Source organism: Propionispora sp. 2/2-37, from assembly GCF_001298735.1.
Classification (GTDB): domain Bacteria; phylum Bacillota; class Negativicutes; order Propionisporales; family Propionisporaceae; genus Propionispora.
In genome coordinates this window covers 211,354-227,834 of sequence record NZ_CYSP01000006.1, presented here as the reverse complement: position 1 = coordinate 227,834, position 16,481 = coordinate 211,354, and the positions used below count along the sequence as shown (strand labels likewise).

Genomic DNA, 16,481 nt, shown 5'->3' with positions numbered 1-16,481 from the left:
GCCTCCATCAGAAAGTGAGAAAAGGGACTGTCATCAGTCCCTGCTTACCATTAGCGTCTTTCTTTAATACGGGCAGCCTTACCGGTAAGATTACGCAAATAATAAAGTTTTGCCCGGCGCACAATCCCTCTGCGCACGACTTCAATTTTTTCCAGACGAGGAGAATGTACCGGAAAAGTACGTTCTACGCCGACGCCGTAAGACATACGTCTTACCGTAAACGTCTCGCGGATACCGCCGCCCTGTCGTGCAATTACAACACCTTCAAAAACCTGAATACGTTCGCGATTACCCTCGACAACCTTTACGTGAGCCCGCACTGTATCCCCCGGCTTGAAAGCAGGAATGTCCTTACGAAGTTGCTCTTGTTCTAAAGCCTGAATAATATTCATTTTTATGTCCCCCTTATACTAGACGTTCGTACCGCTTATGGCAGAGGACCGCCCGTTTTACACGTGAGCAATTATATCATATTCTTTATAGAGATTCAAGTAATATTATTAACAGCCGGTATGGATTATAACCGCAGCAAGCACCCCCGTTATGAAGCCCACCAGGCCTCACCTAATAACCGGTCTAAAATAATGGCTGCCGCCGCCCGGACCGGCAGATGGTTATAATCGCCTGGCCCATAAATCGGCTCTAGAATATAATCAAACTTTTCCATAACCGATTTTTCCATTCCCCAGCCGGTACCAAACAATAATAAACAGGGCCGCTCATCCCGGTTGATCAAATTTCTTAGACCTTGATAGGATATCATGTTTGAAAACTGCCGCGCATCCGTAGTAACGATCAACGGAGCCACGCCTTCGCTGTCGGTGATGACGTGAACAGCCTCATCTATGGAAGGTATGGTTGTCAAAATCTGAAAAGCCTCGCAACGATCCGGGTTATACTGACTACCATACCCGGTTTGCCAATAATTGATGATATCTTTTACCATGGCAACCTGACTCTGTATCGGATGGATAATAAAATAACGCTTTATGTTATAAGTACGGGCCGTACGTGCGATATCGTGTACATCAAAATTTGTAATTGCCGTTGTGATAACATCACCATTTTTGTTATAAATAGGATAATGAACTAGCCCAAAATAAACAGCTGCCATTTTAGCCTCCCGAACGCTCTTGCCGGATCTCCTCCAACAGAATTTTATCTTCCGCAGTTAGGGGAAAATGTTTCAGCAGTTCCGGCCGGCGCTCCCAGGTATTCTTTAAAGACTCTTTACGCCGCCATCTTGCTATTTTGGCATGATCACCGGATATCAAAACTTCCGGGACCTGCCAGCCGCGAAATTCCCTTGGCCTGGTATATTGCGGATGTTCCAGAAGACCGCTGTAAAAAGAATCCTGTTCTGCCCCCTCACTAGCCCCCAAAACACCGGGCAACATTCTTGCCACGGCATCCACAACCACCATTGCCGGCAATTCTCCACCGGTCAAAACATAGTCTCCGATAGAGATAACTTCGTCAGCCAGATATTGCCGCACTCGTTCATCAAACCCTTCATAGTGACCACAGATAAAAATGAGCTGGTCATACCTTGCCAATTCCTTGGCTTTTTCCTGCGTAAAAACCGTTCCCCCGGGGCAGAACAAAATAATACGGCGACTATCTTTTTCCTGCCGGGAAAGAATATCTTCTACTGCAAGAAAAATCGGCTCAGGTTTCATAACCATTCCTGCTCCCCCACCAAAAGGATAGTCATCAACAATTTGGTGTTTATCGAAAGCAAATTGCCTGGGATTTGTCACTCCAATAGACAACAATCCGGCATCCTGCGCTCTTTTTATGATACTATGGCCAAACGGACCGGTAAACATATCAGGAAATAAAGAAACAATATCAATCTGCATGATTTACTCCGTTTCCCATTCCGGCAATCTTACAATCATTTTTCCACCCGGAATGTCAATTTCCCTGACTACCTTTTTTAGTGCCGGAATTAATATAGGACGTTGGCCCTTTTGTTCGGCTACATACACATCATTACTGCCCGTCTCCAGGATATCGGTAACATCTCCCAGGTACTCCGCCGCTTCATTATATACCCTTAAACCAATAATCTGAAAATGGTAATAGTGTCCTTCCGGAAGAACAACCAGTTCATCCGTAGTTACTTGTATCAATTTTCCCCGCAGCGGTTCGGCATCATTCATGCTTTCAATGCCGCGGAATTTGAGCAAAATAAATTTCTTATGATATTTCATGCCGGTGACAGAAAAGCAGCGACCATCATCCAGCCTGACTTTAGCCAGTTTTTCAAAGCGATCAGGAAAATCAGTCAGCGGCAGTACACGCACGTCACCCCGCACACCGTGCGGGGCAACGATTTTACCTATTGAAATCAATTTTTCACTCATCGATCATCTTCCCTAGCTGCGAAAAGCAATAATCTTTCCGTCTTCCAAAAGAATTTCGGTCCCCATGATTTTGTGCAAATCATCGCCAACCTGTACCGTAACAATGCGTTCCAAATTGCCCTGCACGATTTCAGCCCCAAGTTCCAGTTGTGCCGTTTCTTTCAGTCTTTCCAGCATATGATTTTTAAATTCCAAGCGTTTTTGCTTTTCGGCATCAATTTGCTGGCGAATAGCATTCAAACCTTGAACATCATGTTTTGCCTGCTCGGTCATAACCCGTTTCGCGTGAAATTCGATCTGCTGCAGTTCCATGTCCGCTTTTTTAATATTATCTTGTATTTCTGCTGCCAACTGTTTCTTCAGCGTTTCAGTAACTTTTGCCTTAATTGTCACAGGACATTTCAAGCTCATGTTTTCCATCTTGTTAGTCCACCTTTTCTGAGTTTATTGTAAAAGGCTCATCTGCCAAACTTAAATTGACATCTGAACCTTTTACAAAAACTGAATTTTAAAATTCTAAACAATGTCCACCGTTACTTTTTTATTTTCGCGGGTGGCAGCAGCTTTTACAACGGTCCGTAACGCCTTGGCTATACGTCCTTGTTTACCAATTATCTTTCCCATGTCTTCCGGGGCTACGCGCAATTCATAAACAGTGCCGTTAGCTTCAGCTAGTTCCGTCACATCCACCTGTTCCGGATTTTTCACTAAGGCTTTGGCGATAACTTCTATCAGGTCTTTCATAGTTATCACGCTTCTTTCTTAGCACGCTTTATTTCATCCCATTTTTTCATAATGCCAACTTGTTTGAATAAAGTTTTTACTGTGTCAGTAGGTTGCGCACCTTTTTGCAGCCAGTCAATTGCCTTTTCTTCATCAAGTTTAATCACTGCCGGTTCAACCGTGGAATCATAATGGCCAAGAGTTTCAATAGAACGGCCATCGCGCGGCGAACGGGAATCAGCTACAACGACACGATAAAACGGGCTCTTTTTAGCTCCCATACGTTTAAGACGGATCTTCACTGCCATACATCAATCACCTCCTTTATAGAATATACCAAAATATCAACCTGCCTTAACGCATAAACGGCAGTTTAAATCCCAGCCCTTTTTTGCCGCCCTTTTGCATTTCCTGAAACCGCTTCATCATTTTTCTGGCTTCCGCAAATTGTTTCAACAGCCTGTTGACATCCTGCACCCGTGTACCGCTTCCCATTGCAATCCGTTTACGGCGGCTGCCATTAATGATATCTGGTGATCGGCGTTCCTTCTTGGTCATCGAACGGATAATGGCTTCAACATGTTTTATTTCTTTTTCATCAAAATCCAAGCCCTGCATTTTTTTTAAATTTCCCATGCCAGGCAGCATGCTCAAAATTTGTTCAAACGAACCAAGTTTACGAACCTGCTGTAGCTGATCCAAAAAATCATCCAGCGTAAAGTCTTCTTTACGCAGTTTCTTCTCCATCGCTTTGGCTTGCTCCAGGTCAATGGCACTCTGAGCCTTTTCAATCAGGCTCATCACATCGCCCATACCCAGAATACGAGAAGCCATACGATCAGGATGAAAAGGCTCCAGCGCATCCAGTTTTTCACCCATGCCGGCAAATTTAATCGGACACCCGGTAACAGCCTTGACCGACAAGGCAGCCCCACCACGAGCATCGCCGTCCAGCTTGGTTAAAATAACACCATCGACACCCAGTTCGTTGTTAAATGACTCCGCCACGGTAACCGCATCCTGGCCGGTCATGGCATCAACAACCAGTAATATTTCATGCGGTTTAACCGCCTGTTTGATGTTTTTCAGTTCCTGCATCAGTTCTTCATTAATATGAAGCCGCCCAGCCGTATCAATAATTACGATATCCCGTGTATGGGACAATGCATACTCCACTGATTGCCTGGCAATATCCACCGGACTGGTATTGGGTTCTGCTGCATACACCGATATTTCTAATTGTTCACCCAGCACCTGCAATTGTTTGATTGCCGCCGGACGATAAATATCGGCAGCTACTAATAACGGACGTTTACTTTGTTTTTTTGCCAGTAAGTTAGCCAGCTTTCCTGCCGTTGTCGTCTTACCAGCTCCCTGCAGTCCGACCAGCATAACAATGGTCGGCGGACGGGAAGAAATAGCGATACGGCTTTGGGTCCCACCCATCAGTTCAGTTAACTCGTCATTAACAATCTTTATCACATATTGAACCGGCGTAAGGCTTTCCATGACTTCCTGCCCCACGGCCCGTTCTTTAATTTTCGCAATGAAATCTTTAACTACTTTAAAATTTACGTCAGCCTCGAGCAAGGCCATACGCACTTCGCGCATAGCTTCGTTAACATCAGTCTCCGTTAACTTTCCCCGTCCGCGCAGTTTTTTAAAAGTTTGCTGTAATTTATCGGCTAACCCTTCAAAAACCATGCTATGCCTCCTTATTATAATCTAACAGGAGCTGTAATATCTTGCGTGCCTCACTAATTTGCCCCAGGCCATATACTTCATCGGGCAGGCTGTCTAACAATTCATAGGCCTGTCGTACGGCCTGCTGTTCATGGAGAAAGCGCTCCAGGAGCTTTAACTTAGCTTCATATTCATCCAGCAATTGTTCAGCACGTCTTAAAAGATCATGCACAGCCTGACGGGTTACCCCCATCTGTTCGGCTATTTCTCCCAGGGATAAATCGCTTAAATAATGCATTTCCAAACACTGCTGCTGCTTTTCAGTTAACAAAGCGCCATAGAAATCAAACAAGAGTCCGATGCGTAACACTTTATCAAGCATGTTCAATCCCTCTGCATTTTCTTACTTATATAAGTATACAGATACCACAAATCATTGTCAAGCAAAAAACCTTGTCAGCACTATAAACAATCTTTCTTCAGAATGATAAACCACAGAGATCCCTATCACGATTCCGCAAACAAAGCCTGAGCAAAATCAACAGGATCAAAGGGGCGTAAATCATTTATCCCTTCACCAATCCCAATCCAGCGAACCGGAACCGCAAGTTCCGATTTAATGGCAATCACGACCCCGCCCTTGGCTGTACCATCCAGCTTGGTCAGCACCAAACCTGAAACAGCAGCCGCCTCGCTGAATAATTTGGCCTGATTCACGGCATTTTGCCCGGTTGTAGCATCCAATACCAGCAAGGTTTGATGCGGTGCACCCGGCAGTTCCCGCTGAATGACCCGGTGTATTTTTTTCAACTCCTCCATCAGGTTGGATTTGGTGTGCAATCGTCCGGCCGTATCAATAATCAGCACATCGATTTTTCTGGCCCTGGCTGATTGTACGGCGTCGAAAGCTACGGCTGCCGGATCTGACCCTTCCGTATGTTTGATAACATCGGCGCCAATCCGCCCACCCCAGATTTCCAGCTGTTCAATAGCCGCGGCACGAAAGGTATCCCCCGCCGCCAGCATGACCGATTTCCCCTGTTCGCGGTAATAATTGCCCAGTTTGCCAATCGTGGTGGTTTTTCCCACACCGTTAACGCCGACAACCATAATCACCAGTGGTGGCTGCACTGCGGCTTCCGCCACTTCTCCGGCTGCCAAGATATCACCTATTTTTTCCTGCAAGAACGGTTTTAACTGCTCCGGCGACTGAATTTGTTTACTTTTGATTCCGGTACGGACATCGGCAAGTAATTGTGAAGTCGTTTTCACACCGACATCACTGGTTAGTAATACCGCCTCCAGATCATCGAGAAGCTCGTCATCAATATCGGCATAACCAATAACCAGCTGTTCAATTTTTCCGGTAAACCCCCTCCGGGTTTTTTCCAAACCTGCTTTCAATTTATCAAAAAAGCCCATAATGTCATTCCACCTAGTTTTGTATTCTGTTTACTGTCTTTCCGGATCACCCTGCCACGTCAGAAAATTTTACTGATACCAGACGTGATACACCGGATTCTTCCATCGTAACGCCATGAATAATATCAGCGGCTTCCATGGTTCCTTTACGGTGAGTCACCACAATAAATTGAGTATTACGCGCATAATCCTTCAAAAAACTGCTGAATCGTCCCAAGTTGGCCTCATCCAACGGCGCATCAATTTCATCAACCATAGTGAATGGTGCCGGCCGGTAGGCTAAAAATGCAAACAATAGGGCAATAACCGTGAGCGCCCGTTCTCCCCCGGATAAAAGAGCAAGGTTTTGCTGTTTCTTCCCGGGCGGCTGTACAAAAATGTCGATTCCTGTTTCCAGAAGATTGTCCGGCTCCATTAAAGCCAGATGAGCCTTTCCCCCGCCAAACAGACGTTGGAAGGTCTCGCCAAAATGTTCATTGATCTGCCGGAATGCGGTATTAAATTGTTTGGACATGGTTTTATCAATATCGGCAATAATTGTAGCAAGATATTCTTTTGCCACTTGCAAATCCTGTGACTGTTTCTGTAAAAATTCGTATCGTTCCTGTATCCTGGTATATTCTTCAATGGCAGCAAAATTCACCGGACCTAAGGCCGTTATTTCTTGCTCGAGATCTTGGATTTTGACAGCAAATTCGGCAGCCGGTCCTGGCCGGCACACTGATTTTGCTTCCTCCAGCGACATCTTCCCCTGTTCTTCCAGTTGTTTATGACAGTGCTCAAACTCATATTTGTATTTTGTTGCCATCAACTGTATTTCATGCAGCTTACCTTGAACTTCATTAAGCTGTTTCCTCATATCCCGTACTGTCTTTTCTTGTTTCTGCAGTTCGGCTAACACAGTAAGCTTGTCTGTTTGCCGTGCAGCCCTGACTTCGGTCTGTTCTATCCTTTGCCGTGCTTTATCGGCCCGCGCCGCTTTAATATTTTCCAATTCTTGAGTATAATCGGAGATTTGTGTCCGGATAGCCTCAACTTCTTCTGCCAGTTGATGAATCTTCCGGTGCTGAAGCTCCTGATCGGTTTCCGCCTGACTGCAAGTGATCTGTAGCGTATTTATTTCCTGCTGCAGCCCGGTCATAGCAATTTTAACATCGGTAACCGCATTATTCATGGTTTCCCTAGTCTCATGCAATTGTTTTAACTGCTGCTGCCAGTCCGCTACTTGCTGCTTATGCTCAAAATCGCGATTTTCCAGCATAGTGATTCGTTCAGTACATTCTATTAATCGATTTCCCAACGCTTTTTTCTCTTCATCGGAGGATTTCATATCTGTCTTAAGCGCCTCCATGGCCAAACGCAAACGTTCCTGTTCTCCGTGCAGATTATCGGCATAAACTGCCAGTTCCGCCAGCCGTACTTCACAGGCCTGCCGTTTCTCCCGCATAGCGGTTACCTTACCTGTATTTTGCTCCAATGCAGCGTTGGCGGCGGCTAATTGGGCTTGGGTGTCGGCTAACGCTTGTCTGATCTTCTGAATTTCCTGTTCCAGCCTTTCGATCTCATTGCCACGGCTCAAAAAACTATTTTCCCTGCGTTGTGTGCTCCCTCCGGTTAACGAGCCCCCCGGATTAACCTGCTGTCCATCCAAAGTGACCATTTTAATGCGAAAAGCACATTCTCTGGCAATACGCAATGCTGCATCAATATCCTCAGCAAGTACAGTACGCCCCAGTAAAAATTCAACGACTTTACGGTATTCATCTGAACATGTTACGATTTCGGCAGCAAAGCCTAATCCGCCTGTTTGCTTTGCTGCCTGGATCTCATAGTCGCGCGGACGGCTAGGTTGAATAGTACTCAATGGCAAAAAAGTAGCCCGTCCCAGTTTTTGTGTTTTTAGAAATTCAATGGCTTGTTTCGCTGTTGTCTCATCCTGGGTGACAATGTGCTGCAGAGCGCCCCCAAGAGCGGTTTCAACTGCCGTTATATACTGCTGGGGCACATGGATAATCTGTGCTACAGCACCGCAAAGCCCTGCTTTCCATGGTGCTTCCGCATAAAGGATGCTTTTAATGCCGCGCCCAAAACCTTCAAATTCCCGTTGCATGTTAATAAGAATTTTATGTCTGGAAACGGCCTCTTGCAATTTACTGTGATTCTGTTTATCCTGGCTCATCAATCTGCTAATGGTTTCTTCCAGCTCCAACCGTTCCCGGTTAAGCTGCCCGGCCTCCGTGTGCCAATCGTCTAACCGGGTTTTGATTTCTTCTACTTCTGTTTGATTTTTTTCCGCTTGCTGTTTCACTTGGATAGATTGGATATCATAGTTTTCCAGTTCACGTGCAAAATCACTCTGATAAGTCAGTAATCTGGCCATATCCCGTTCAATGCTGCTTTTTTGGTTACGCTGCCCGGCTAATTCCTGCAAATGGTCCAATGTCTTTTCCTTACCGACTTCTAGTTCGGTTTCCAGCCGCTGGATCTTGTCCAATATGTTCTGGTACTCAGCTTTTTTACGCACTAATTCCGTATCCAAAATAAGCGCCTGCTTTTCCTTTTCCTGCAACAAAGTCCTTGTATGCAGCAGTTTTGCTTCCAATTCCTGCTTTTGTTCTGTAATCTGCAATAATTCTTGGCGAATCCGCTCATCATTTAGTTTTCCCTGATTAATCCTTTCGTCCAACAGAGCCATTTTCCCGTCCAACCGCTCTAATTCGGTCTGGTTTTGCTGAACGATGGCTTCGGCAGAACTGATAGCTTGATCCAGCGAAGCCAGTTGCCCGGTCAGCCGCTCAATTTCTGTTTCGCCCAAAGCCAGTTGAGCACTAAGCCCCACTTCTTCCTCCTGCAACGTCAATTCCTGCAGTGTAGCACTTTCCACCATTTTCTCAGCCTGAGTCAGTTTGTCCACCAGCACGGTAATACGGCAGATCGTAAGCTCACTATACAATTCATTATACCGTGTTGTCTTGGCAGCACTTTCTGCGAGCGGACCCAATTGAGTTTCAATTTCGGCAATAATATCCTGCAGCCGTACAAGATTTTGCTCCGTGTCTGTCAGTTTGCGCAAGGCTTCTTTTTTCCGGTTCTTATACTTCGTTATCCCGGCTGCATCTTCAAAAATCATGCGCCGCTCTTCCGGTTTGCTATTTAATATCTCATCCACCTTGTTTTGTCCGATAACCGGCATGGCTTCACGCCCCAGGCCGGTATCGGCAAGCAGATCATGAATATCCTTTAAACGGCAATGCGCTTTATTGATAAAATATTCACTTTCTCCGGAACGGAAAACCCGGCGGGTAATTGTAACTTCATTAAAATCCAGCGGTAATATTCCATTCGTATTATCAAAAACCAGCGATACTTCGGCCACCCCCAGCGGGCGTCGTGCGGTACTGCCGGAAAAAATAATATCTTCCGCTTTGGCTCCCCGCAAATTCCGAATATTCTGCTCACCTAAAACCCAGCGAATGGCATCCGATATATTGCTCTTTCCACTGCCGTTAGGTCCAACTACTACAGTAATTCCCGGCCCAAAGTCCACTTCCGTTTTATCGGCAAACGATTTAAATCCATATGCTTCCAGCTTACGCAATAGCAACGATCTTCACCACACATTATCATAACTTGTCCTCTATACTACTTTATCTATGAGAAATTTTACCATGCCTTGCAGATACCTGACAACCATAACTACTAAAAACCTGTCTGCAGATAGTGCAAACAGGTTTTTTCAGCATTTTACCGTGGTTCAACGATAAAACGGATAGCAGTGCGTTCTTCCCCCTCAATCGAAATTTCAGCAAAAGCAGGAATGGTTACCAGATCGATTCCATTGGGAGCCACAAAACCTCTGGATATAGCAATGGCCTTGATGGCTTGGTTAACTGCCCCTGCGCCCACGGCTTGCACCTCGGCGGAATGTTTTTCTCTAAGTACGGCAGCCAGAGCACCTGCTACTGATTTAGGATTTGATTGTGCGGATACTTTAAGGATTTCCATAAATATACCCTCCCTGTAATAGTATCGGGGCGTTCTGTAACGTATTGCCAGGTGATACACTTTAAGATATTCAATCTCTTTCCTAAAAATTCCTTTTTTATCATTAAATACAATAGAGCATGCTCTTATTAATACAATAAGACAGTCCCTCATATTGGATGAAGAGTTCGCCGGTTTTTTCTCCATCTGGAAATAACGAAATCTCCTGACAGGCATACTCAGACTTCCATTGCATCAAATTATGATTGCGATTCCCCCGTACTTTTGAATGGTCCTTGGGATGATGACAAATTACAATCTGTTTGTTGGTAAGTTCATTGCCGACGGCAAATTTTTGAAACATAAGCTGGAAGAGATAGGAATCTACCATTTCGCCAAAGGCCGGATGATAAGGGCCGGACAGCACCGTATCCCGGCTGGATAATTCTTCACTGGCCTGCAGGCCAACGCGAATGACCGGAATCTGATTTTGCTCACATATAAGTTTGACAAAAGCTGCGCGTTTTATCGCCTCCGCCAAAGTCAAGGGAATATACTGTTTGCGTTGATATAATACAGCCAGATGGGTATCGGCAATAACCAGGGTAGGATAGATCCTAACCATAGCAGGCTGCAGCCGCAGCAGCCTGCCGGCTGTCCGGGTCAAGCTGCGCCAGTCCTCTCCCGGTAATCCCAGCATAAGCTGCAAGCCACATTGTAAATCGGCGGCGTCAAGCAGGGCAACGGCTTTTTCAATATCCTGATAGGTGTGCCCCCGCGCTGCCTTTTGCAGAATGGAATCTTCCAGGGACTGTGCCCCCAGTTCCACTATGCTTACACCAAAAGCACATAACTGTTCTACTATGCTTCGGTCAATTGCATCCGGACGGGTCGATAAGCGTATGGTGTGAATGCGGCCCTTTTGCAATGCCTTAAAGGCCGGGTTTAGCAATTGACGTTGGTATTCAAGCGGCAGTGCGGTGAAACTGCCTCCATAAAAAGCCAGCTCAATATGCCGTGGCCGGTCAATCCTAAGGATATGCTCATTGATGATCTGCTCAACGTCCTCCCCGCTTATCTCTGTCGTTACCACTCCGCCGGTAATTTTCTTTTGATTGCAAAATATGCACCGGTGCCTGCAGCCATAATGGGGAATAAAAACAGGAATAATATAGTGCTTCATGCGGATCTTCCTTCTCTGCAAATTACATTTCGTGAATCTTACAGCTAAGCAAGGGCGGCCCTCCGGCCGCCCTTTATTCTTGTTTATCATGGATGATATTGAGTTTTACCAATGCCTCTTTAGCCGCAAACTGCTCTGCTTCTTTCTTACTCTTACCCGTACCATTGCCCAACATTTGCTCATTAACACAGACCGCCACCTGGAAAACTTTATCATGATCAGGTCCCTGCTCCCCAATAATCTCATAGACAATCTTGCTGTCATTATGCTTCTGAACGGCCTCCTGCAACAGGGTTTTATAATCCTTACTATATTGTCCCTGCTCAACCAACGTTAATTCATCCTGCAACTGCCGCAACACAAATCGGGAAACTTCAGCAAAACCTCCGTCGAGATAAACCGCACCGATAATAGCTTCAAATGAGTCGGCTAAAATAGAAATACGCTCACGCCCGCCGGAGCTCAGCTCGCCCTTGCCCAGCAGGAGATATCTGCCAATCGACAGCCTGGCCGCATGGCGGGCCAGTGTAGGCTCGCAAACGATAACCGCTCTGGCCTTGGTCAACTCACCCTCAGTCAGTTGAGGAAAACGGTTGAATAAAAACTGGCTAATCACTAAATCCAGTACAGCATCGCCTAAAAATTCCAGCCGTTCATTGTGCATGACACCCGCATGCTTATTTTCATTGGCAAAAGACGTATGGATAAGCGCTTGATTTAACAAGGAAATCTCATTAAAGTGGACCCCTAATGTACCGCTTAATGCAGCCAATGCCTGCATACGGCCTTTATCCAACATACTTTTCATGGATTTATGCCTGATACTTTTTAAGCAATATAGTGGCATTATGCCCGCCAAACCCAAACGAGTTTGATAAGGCTACATTCACAACACGGGAGCGTGCTTCATTAGGGACATAATCCAAATCCAGTTCCGGATCAGGAGTATCATAATTAATGGTTGGCGGAATAATATCATCTGCTATTGTCAGCGCCGTCGCAATGCACTCAATACCACCGGCCGCTCCCAACAGATGCCCGGTCATCGATTTAATGGAGCTTACCGCCATGTCATAAGCATGTTTTCCAAACAATGATTTAATTGCCAACGTTTCATTTTTATCGTTAAGCGGTGTAGATGTGCCGTGGGCATTAATATAATCGGCTTCTTCCGGTTTCAAGCCTGCATCCCTTAAGGCCATTTCCATGCATTTTGCCTGTTGAACTCCTTCCGGAGCAGGAGCGGTAATATGATAGGCATCCGCATTATAACCATAACCGGCTATTTCCGCGTAAATATGCGCGCCTCGGCTCAGCGCATGTTCCAGGGATTCCAAGACGACAATACCGGCACCCTCTCCCATAACAAAACCGTCACGATCCTTCTCAAACGGGCGGGAGGCTTTTTCCGGTTCATCATTCCGTGTAGACATGGCCTTCATCGAACAAAAACCAGCTACCGCGGCCGGTGATATGGCTGCTTCCGTCCCGCCAGCGACCATAACATCGGCATCGCCGCGCTGGATAATTCTAAAAGCATCGCCAACCGCGTTAGTCCCAGTTGCACAGGCAGTGACCACACAGCTGTTAGGTCCCTGCAACCCAAAGGTAATAGACGTCTGTCCGGCAACCATATTTCCGATCATCATCGGTACAAAAAACGGGCTGACCCGGTTGGGCCCTTTTTCAAACAAAATCTTATACTGCTCATGCAATGTCTCAATGCCGCCGATGCCGGTGCCGATTAATGTGCCAACCCGGGTACGGTCCTCAGCTTCCAGATCGATTTTTGCATCTTCAAAAGCCAGTTTAGTTGCCGCAATGGCAAACTGTGTGGCACGATCCATACGTTTGGCTTCTTTTTTATCAATATAGTTAACCGGATCAAAATCTTTCACTTCTCCGGCAATTTGTGTAGAGTATTCAGTCGGATCAAAGCGGGAGATTCGGCCAATACCACATTTACCGGCCAATATAGCATTCCAGAATTCCTCTTTGCCGATACCTACCGGTGATATAGCCCCTAATCCCGTAATTACGACTCGCTTTTTCAAATCCTTCACCTCACTATATTCTCTTCTCACGACTTAATCCAGTTCTGCTACTTCTGCAAGCAGTCTGTTAAAAATTTCTTTAACAGAAAGTATTTCCTCTATTCGATGAATGTACTCGCCAGTAAACACCAGTCCATTTTCCACGTCACCCTGCTGGGCACGAATCAAAGCTTTAATAATACAAAAACTTTTCGAACAGTGCTTAAGGCAGGCATCACAAGTAACGGGAAGAGGCGCAGTACCTTCAATTATTTTCTTTGCAAAAGAATTATTTATCGCTTGCCCGGGCAATCCCACAGGACTCTTAATTAAAACAACATCTTCATGTTTGGCTTTTAGATAAAACTCTTTCAGTGCCGGAGCGGCATTAGATTCCTCACTTGCCGCAAATCGGGTCCCCATTTGTACCCCATCGGCTCCCAGCTTTATAACTTCCACTATATCTTTCCCGCTAATGACGCCACCGGCACCAATAACAGGGATTTTGACTGCTTTTTTTATATCCGGTAATAACACCCGCATCGACTGATTTGTACCAAGATGTCCACCTGCTTCTTTCCCTTCAACCACAACAGCAGCAGCACCTAATCTTTCAGCCAGTCTAGCCGCTTTTACCGATGAAACCATAGCAACAATCGGCGTTCCTGATTCCTTTCCAAAACCGAAAACATCACGTGAAAAACCCGCACCCGCAACAACTAAGTCAATTCCCTCGTCAATGGCAGTCTTTACAATCTGGGCAAACTGCCGCGCAGCAACCATAATATTGATACCAATAATTCCTTTAGTAAGTGACCGGGCTGTACGAATTTCCTGACGCAGTTCGTCAAAACTCATACCTGAAGCAGCAATAAGACCTACACCGCCAGCCTCCGCCACAGCAGCAGCCAACCGTGAAGTCGATATCCGAATTGCCATCCCACCTTGAATAATAGGTACCTTTGCAACCAAGTTGCCAATTTTTAGCTCTGGAAGTTTCAAAGCAATAACTCCTCCATTCACGCATTACCTTTAAGAAAGTCCCGCGAACTGTTTCACGGGACTTCCATTTTGAACAGGTAATACTTTTAACCTTGCTTCTCCTGTTCTATGTACCCCACAGCATCTTTTACTGTTTTGATTTTCTCAGCTATTTCATCAGGAATTTCAACATTAAATTCCTCTTCAAAAGCCATAATCAATTCAACAATGTCCAAAGAATCTGCACCCAAATCATCAATAAAAGTGGAATCCATAGCAACGTCAGCTTCATCAACACCCAGTTGTTCAACCACGATTTCTTTTACTTTATCGAAAGTTGTCATGATAAATTCACCTCCTTCCAAAATTATATACAAGAAGAATAAAAAATACACATCTGTTACATTACCATGCCGCCGTCAACATGTAAAGTTTGACCGGTAATATAATTGGCCGAATCAGAGACTAGGTACAAAACTGCGGAGGCAACATCCTCCGGACTCCCCAATCGTCCTAAGGGGATCCGGCCTGCCAAGCCCTCTTTTACCTGCTCTGATAAAACAGCAGTCATATCCGTGGCGATAAATCCCGGCGCAACAGCGTTGACAGTAATTCCACGCGAAGCCAGTTCTCTAGCCATAGACTTAGTGAAACCCAGGACACCGGCTTTTGCAGCCGCATAATTTGCTTGTCCGGTATTACCTATCAGTCCGACAACAGAACTCATATTAACTATTTTGCCGCTACGCTGTTTCATCATAACACGCGAAATTACTTTTGTACAATTAAAAATTCCCTTCAAATTGGTATTTATAACAGCATCCCAGTCTTCTTCCTTCATTCGCATAAGTAAATTATCCTTGGTGATACCAGCATTGTTTACCAGAATATCAATGCGGCCAAACCGTTCCGTAGTCTGTTCAACCAGCTTTTCAACATCGTTCATTCGGGAAACATCGGCCTGTACAACCAGCGCCTCACCGCCTTGTGCAACAACCTGTTCCTCTACTTCCCGAGCTGCCTTCTCATTGCCAGCGTAATTAATGACAATTTTAGCCCCGGCTCCCGCCAGTGTCAAAGCCACAGCACGACCGATACCACGGGAAGCTCCGGTAATAATTGCCACTTTATGATCTAAAAGCATTTTAACGAACCTCCCTGAAATAATCAAGGGTTTTTTCTAAAGAGGCAAGGTCTTCTATATTTAAGTTAGTGACCTCTTTGGCGATTTTTTTAGTAAATCCTGTCAGTACCTTGCCCGGACCGGCTTCTACAAACTCCGTCGCACCAAAAGCCACCATCTGAGCCACGCAATCTTCCCACTTCACAGGACTTGCCGCCTGTTTAACCAGTAATTCTTTAATCCGATTGCCCTGCGTGACAATCTGTCCGTCAACATTGGCAACAAGAGGGACGAACGCATCCCGCACAGTGACTTTATCCAGTTCTGCCGCCAATTTTTCTGCTGCCGGCTGCATCAATGTACTATGGAACGGAGCGCTTACCGGCAGCATAACTGCACGTTTTGCCCCTTTTTCTTTTAACTGCTCGGCGGCTTTTTCCACTGCCCCCACTGTACCGGCAATAACAATCTGCCCGGGACAATTAAAGTTAACTGCCTGGACGGCTCCCCCAGCCTCTTGAATCCGGCTGCAAACTTCAACTACCGACGCACGGTCAAGGCCTAATATGGCCGCCATTGCACCTTTTCCCAGAGGAACGGCTTCCTGCATATACTGCCCGCGTTTGCGGACCAATCTTACGGCATCGCTAAACGACAGCGAACCGGCCGCCACCAGTGCTGAATACTCACCCAGACTATGACCGGCAACAATATCAGCTTGAAGGCCATGCTCTTTTAGAACCTCATAACAAGCCACACTAACCGTCAAAATGGCAGGTTGTGTATTAAAGGTTTTGCGCAATTCCTCCTCCGGTCCGTCGAAGCACATTCCGGTTATGGAAAACCCTAACGCCTCATCAGCTGCTGTAAAAACCTTTTTAGCAGCATCAAAACGATTGTAAAGTTCCTGCCCCATGCCAACGGTTTGCGATCCCTGACCGGGAAATACAAATGCAATTTTACCCATCAATGCTTCCCCC

At 45.8% G+C, this 16,481-nt stretch carries 19 protein-coding genes; all 19 read right to left on the bottom strand.

Annotated features, from left to right (window positions below; all coding sequences use genetic code 11):
- Positions 1 to 50: 50 nt before the first annotated feature.
- The 19 genes from rplS to fabD all read right to left on the bottom strand — a co-directional run bounded on the left by rplS (position 51) and on the right by fabD (position 16,468).
- Entirely contained in the window at positions 51 to 392 is a 342-nt protein-coding gene (gene rplS / locus P22_RS08475) for a 50S ribosomal protein L19 (protein WP_054259791.1), read from the bottom strand.
- Positions 393 to 541: 149 nt separating this feature from the next.
- Positions 542 to 1,114, bottom strand: coding sequence for an RNA methyltransferase (locus P22_RS08470; protein WP_054259790.1), 573 nt, complete (start codon positions 1,112 to 1,114; stop codon positions 542 to 544).
- A 1-nt stretch (position 1,115) separates the two neighbouring features.
- Entirely contained in the window at positions 1,116 to 1,862 is a 747-nt protein-coding gene (trmD, locus tag P22_RS08465; protein ID WP_054259789.1) for a tRNA (guanosine(37)-N1)-methyltransferase TrmD, read from the bottom strand.
- Positions 1,863 to 1,865: 3 nt separating this feature from the next.
- A complete protein-coding gene (rimM, locus tag P22_RS08460; RefSeq protein ID WP_054259788.1) occupies positions 1,866 to 2,369 on the bottom strand; it encodes a ribosome maturation factor RimM in 504 nt (167 codons plus the stop codon).
- Between the two features lie 12 nt (positions 2,370 to 2,381).
- Positions 2,382 to 2,789 (bottom strand): YlqD family protein, encoded by a 408-nt coding sequence (locus tag P22_RS08455; RefSeq protein WP_054259787.1) that lies wholly within the window; start codon positions 2,787 to 2,789, stop codon positions 2,382 to 2,384.
- Between the two features lie 96 nt (positions 2,790 to 2,885).
- Positions 2,886 to 3,113: a KH domain-containing protein gene (locus P22_RS08450; RefSeq protein ID WP_054259786.1), complete on the bottom strand. Its 228-nt coding sequence runs from the start codon at positions 3,111 to 3,113 to the stop codon at positions 2,886 to 2,888.
- A gap of 5 nt (positions 3,114 to 3,118) precedes the next feature.
- Positions 3,119 to 3,400, bottom strand: a complete 282-nt coding sequence (rpsP, locus tag P22_RS08445; protein ID WP_054259785.1) for a 30S ribosomal protein S16 — start codon at positions 3,398 to 3,400, stop codon at positions 3,119 to 3,121.
- Between the two features lie 46 nt (positions 3,401 to 3,446).
- Entirely contained in the window at positions 3,447 to 4,796 is a 1,350-nt protein-coding gene (gene ffh, locus P22_RS08440; RefSeq protein WP_054259784.1) for a signal recognition particle protein, read from the bottom strand.
- Between the two features lies 1 nt (position 4,797).
- On the bottom strand, positions 4,798 to 5,157 hold the full coding sequence (gene ylxM / locus P22_RS08435; RefSeq protein WP_054259783.1) for a YlxM family DNA-binding protein: 360 nt from the start codon (positions 5,155 to 5,157) through the stop codon (positions 4,798 to 4,800).
- A 125-nt stretch (positions 5,158 to 5,282) separates the two neighbouring features.
- The gene (gene ftsY / locus P22_RS08430) at positions 5,283 to 6,197 is read right to left on the bottom strand and encodes a signal recognition particle-docking protein FtsY (RefSeq protein ID WP_054259782.1); all 915 of its coding nucleotides are present in this window, start codon (positions 6,195 to 6,197) and stop codon (positions 5,283 to 5,285) included.
- Between the two features lie 46 nt (positions 6,198 to 6,243).
- The gene (gene smc, locus P22_RS08425; RefSeq protein ID WP_054259781.1) at positions 6,244 to 9,801 is read right to left on the bottom strand and encodes a chromosome segregation protein SMC; all 3,558 of its coding nucleotides are present in this window, start codon (positions 9,799 to 9,801) and stop codon (positions 6,244 to 6,246) included.
- A 140-nt stretch (positions 9,802 to 9,941) separates the two neighbouring features.
- Positions 9,942 to 10,202, bottom strand: a complete 261-nt coding sequence (locus tag P22_RS08420; protein ID WP_054259780.1) for a stage V sporulation protein S — start codon at positions 10,200 to 10,202, stop codon at positions 9,942 to 9,944.
- 103 nt (positions 10,203 to 10,305) lie between these two features.
- Entirely contained in the window at positions 10,306 to 11,364 is a 1,059-nt protein-coding gene (locus tag P22_RS08415; RefSeq protein ID WP_054259779.1) for an elongator complex protein 3, read from the bottom strand.
- A gap of 73 nt (positions 11,365 to 11,437) precedes the next feature.
- Positions 11,438 to 12,172, bottom strand: coding sequence for a ribonuclease III (rnc, locus tag P22_RS08410; protein ID WP_054259778.1), 735 nt, complete (start codon positions 12,170 to 12,172; stop codon positions 11,438 to 11,440).
- Between the two features lie 4 nt (positions 12,173 to 12,176).
- A complete protein-coding gene (gene fabF, locus P22_RS08405; RefSeq protein ID WP_054259832.1) occupies positions 12,177 to 13,418 on the bottom strand; it encodes a beta-ketoacyl-ACP synthase II in 1,242 nt (413 codons plus the stop codon).
- A gap of 33 nt (positions 13,419 to 13,451) precedes the next feature.
- On the bottom strand, positions 13,452 to 14,399 hold the full coding sequence (locus tag P22_RS08400) for an NAD(P)H-dependent flavin oxidoreductase (protein ID WP_054259777.1): 948 nt from the start codon (positions 14,397 to 14,399) through the stop codon (positions 13,452 to 13,454).
- A gap of 86 nt (positions 14,400 to 14,485) precedes the next feature.
- Positions 14,486 to 14,722 (bottom strand): acyl carrier protein, encoded by a 237-nt coding sequence (locus P22_RS08395; RefSeq protein ID WP_054259776.1) that lies wholly within the window; start codon positions 14,720 to 14,722, stop codon positions 14,486 to 14,488.
- Positions 14,723 to 14,778: 56 nt separating this feature from the next.
- On the bottom strand, positions 14,779 to 15,522 hold the full coding sequence (gene fabG / locus P22_RS08390) for a 3-oxoacyl-[acyl-carrier-protein] reductase (RefSeq protein ID WP_054259775.1): 744 nt from the start codon (positions 15,520 to 15,522) through the stop codon (positions 14,779 to 14,781).
- Position 15,523: 1 nt separating this feature from the next.
- Positions 15,524 to 16,468, bottom strand: a complete 945-nt coding sequence (gene fabD, locus P22_RS08385) for an ACP S-malonyltransferase (protein ID WP_054259774.1) — start codon at positions 16,466 to 16,468, stop codon at positions 15,524 to 15,526.
- Between the last annotated feature and the right edge of the window lie 13 nt (positions 16,469 to 16,481).

Excerpts from the sequence above, each read along its gene's own strand:
- rplS (WP_054259791.1), bottom strand. The coding sequence starts at position 392 with ATGAATATTATTCAGGCTTTAGAACAAGAGCAACTTCGTAAGGACATT.
- P22_RS08470 (WP_054259790.1), bottom strand. The coding sequence starts at position 1,114 with ATGGCAGCTGTTTATTTTGGGCTAGTTCATTATCCTATTTATAACAAA.
- trmD (WP_054259789.1), bottom strand. The coding sequence starts at position 1,862 with ATGCAGATTGATATTGTTTCTTTATTTCCTGATATGTTTACCGGTCCG.
- rimM (WP_054259788.1), bottom strand. The coding sequence starts at position 2,369 with ATGAGTGAAAAATTGATTTCAATAGGTAAAATCGTTGCCCCGCACGGT.
- P22_RS08455 (WP_054259787.1), bottom strand. The coding sequence starts at position 2,789 with ATGGAAAACATGAGCTTGAAATGTCCTGTGACAATTAAGGCAAAAGTT.
- P22_RS08450 (WP_054259786.1), bottom strand. The coding sequence starts at position 3,113 with ATGAAAGACCTGATAGAAGTTATCGCCAAAGCCTTAGTGAAAAATCCG.
- rpsP (WP_054259785.1), bottom strand. The coding sequence starts at position 3,400 with ATGGCAGTGAAGATCCGTCTTAAACGTATGGGAGCTAAAAAGAGCCCG.
- ffh (WP_054259784.1), bottom strand. The coding sequence starts at position 4,796 with ATGGTTTTTGAAGGGTTAGCCGATAAATTACAGCAAACTTTTAAAAAA.
- ylxM (WP_054259783.1), bottom strand. The coding sequence starts at position 5,157 with ATGCTTGATAAAGTGTTACGCATCGGACTCTTGTTTGATTTCTATGGC.
- ftsY (WP_054259782.1), bottom strand. The coding sequence starts at position 6,197 with ATGGGCTTTTTTGATAAATTGAAAGCAGGTTTGGAAAAAACCCGGAGG.
- P22_RS08420 (WP_054259780.1), bottom strand. The coding sequence starts at position 10,202 with ATGGAAATCCTTAAAGTATCCGCACAATCAAATCCTAAATCAGTAGCA.
- P22_RS08415 (WP_054259779.1), bottom strand. The coding sequence starts at position 11,364 with ATGAAGCACTATATTATTCCTGTTTTTATTCCCCATTATGGCTGCAGG.
- rnc (WP_054259778.1), bottom strand. The coding sequence starts at position 12,172 with ATGAAAAGTATGTTGGATAAAGGCCGTATGCAGGCATTGGCTGCATTA.
- P22_RS08395 (WP_054259776.1), bottom strand. The coding sequence starts at position 14,722 with ATGACAACTTTCGATAAAGTAAAAGAAATCGTGGTTGAACAACTGGGT.
- fabG (WP_054259775.1), bottom strand. The coding sequence starts at position 15,522 with ATGCTTTTAGATCATAAAGTGGCAATTATTACCGGAGCTTCCCGTGGT.
- fabD (WP_054259774.1), bottom strand. The coding sequence starts at position 16,468 with ATGGGTAAAATTGCATTTGTATTTCCCGGTCAGGGATCGCAAACCGTT.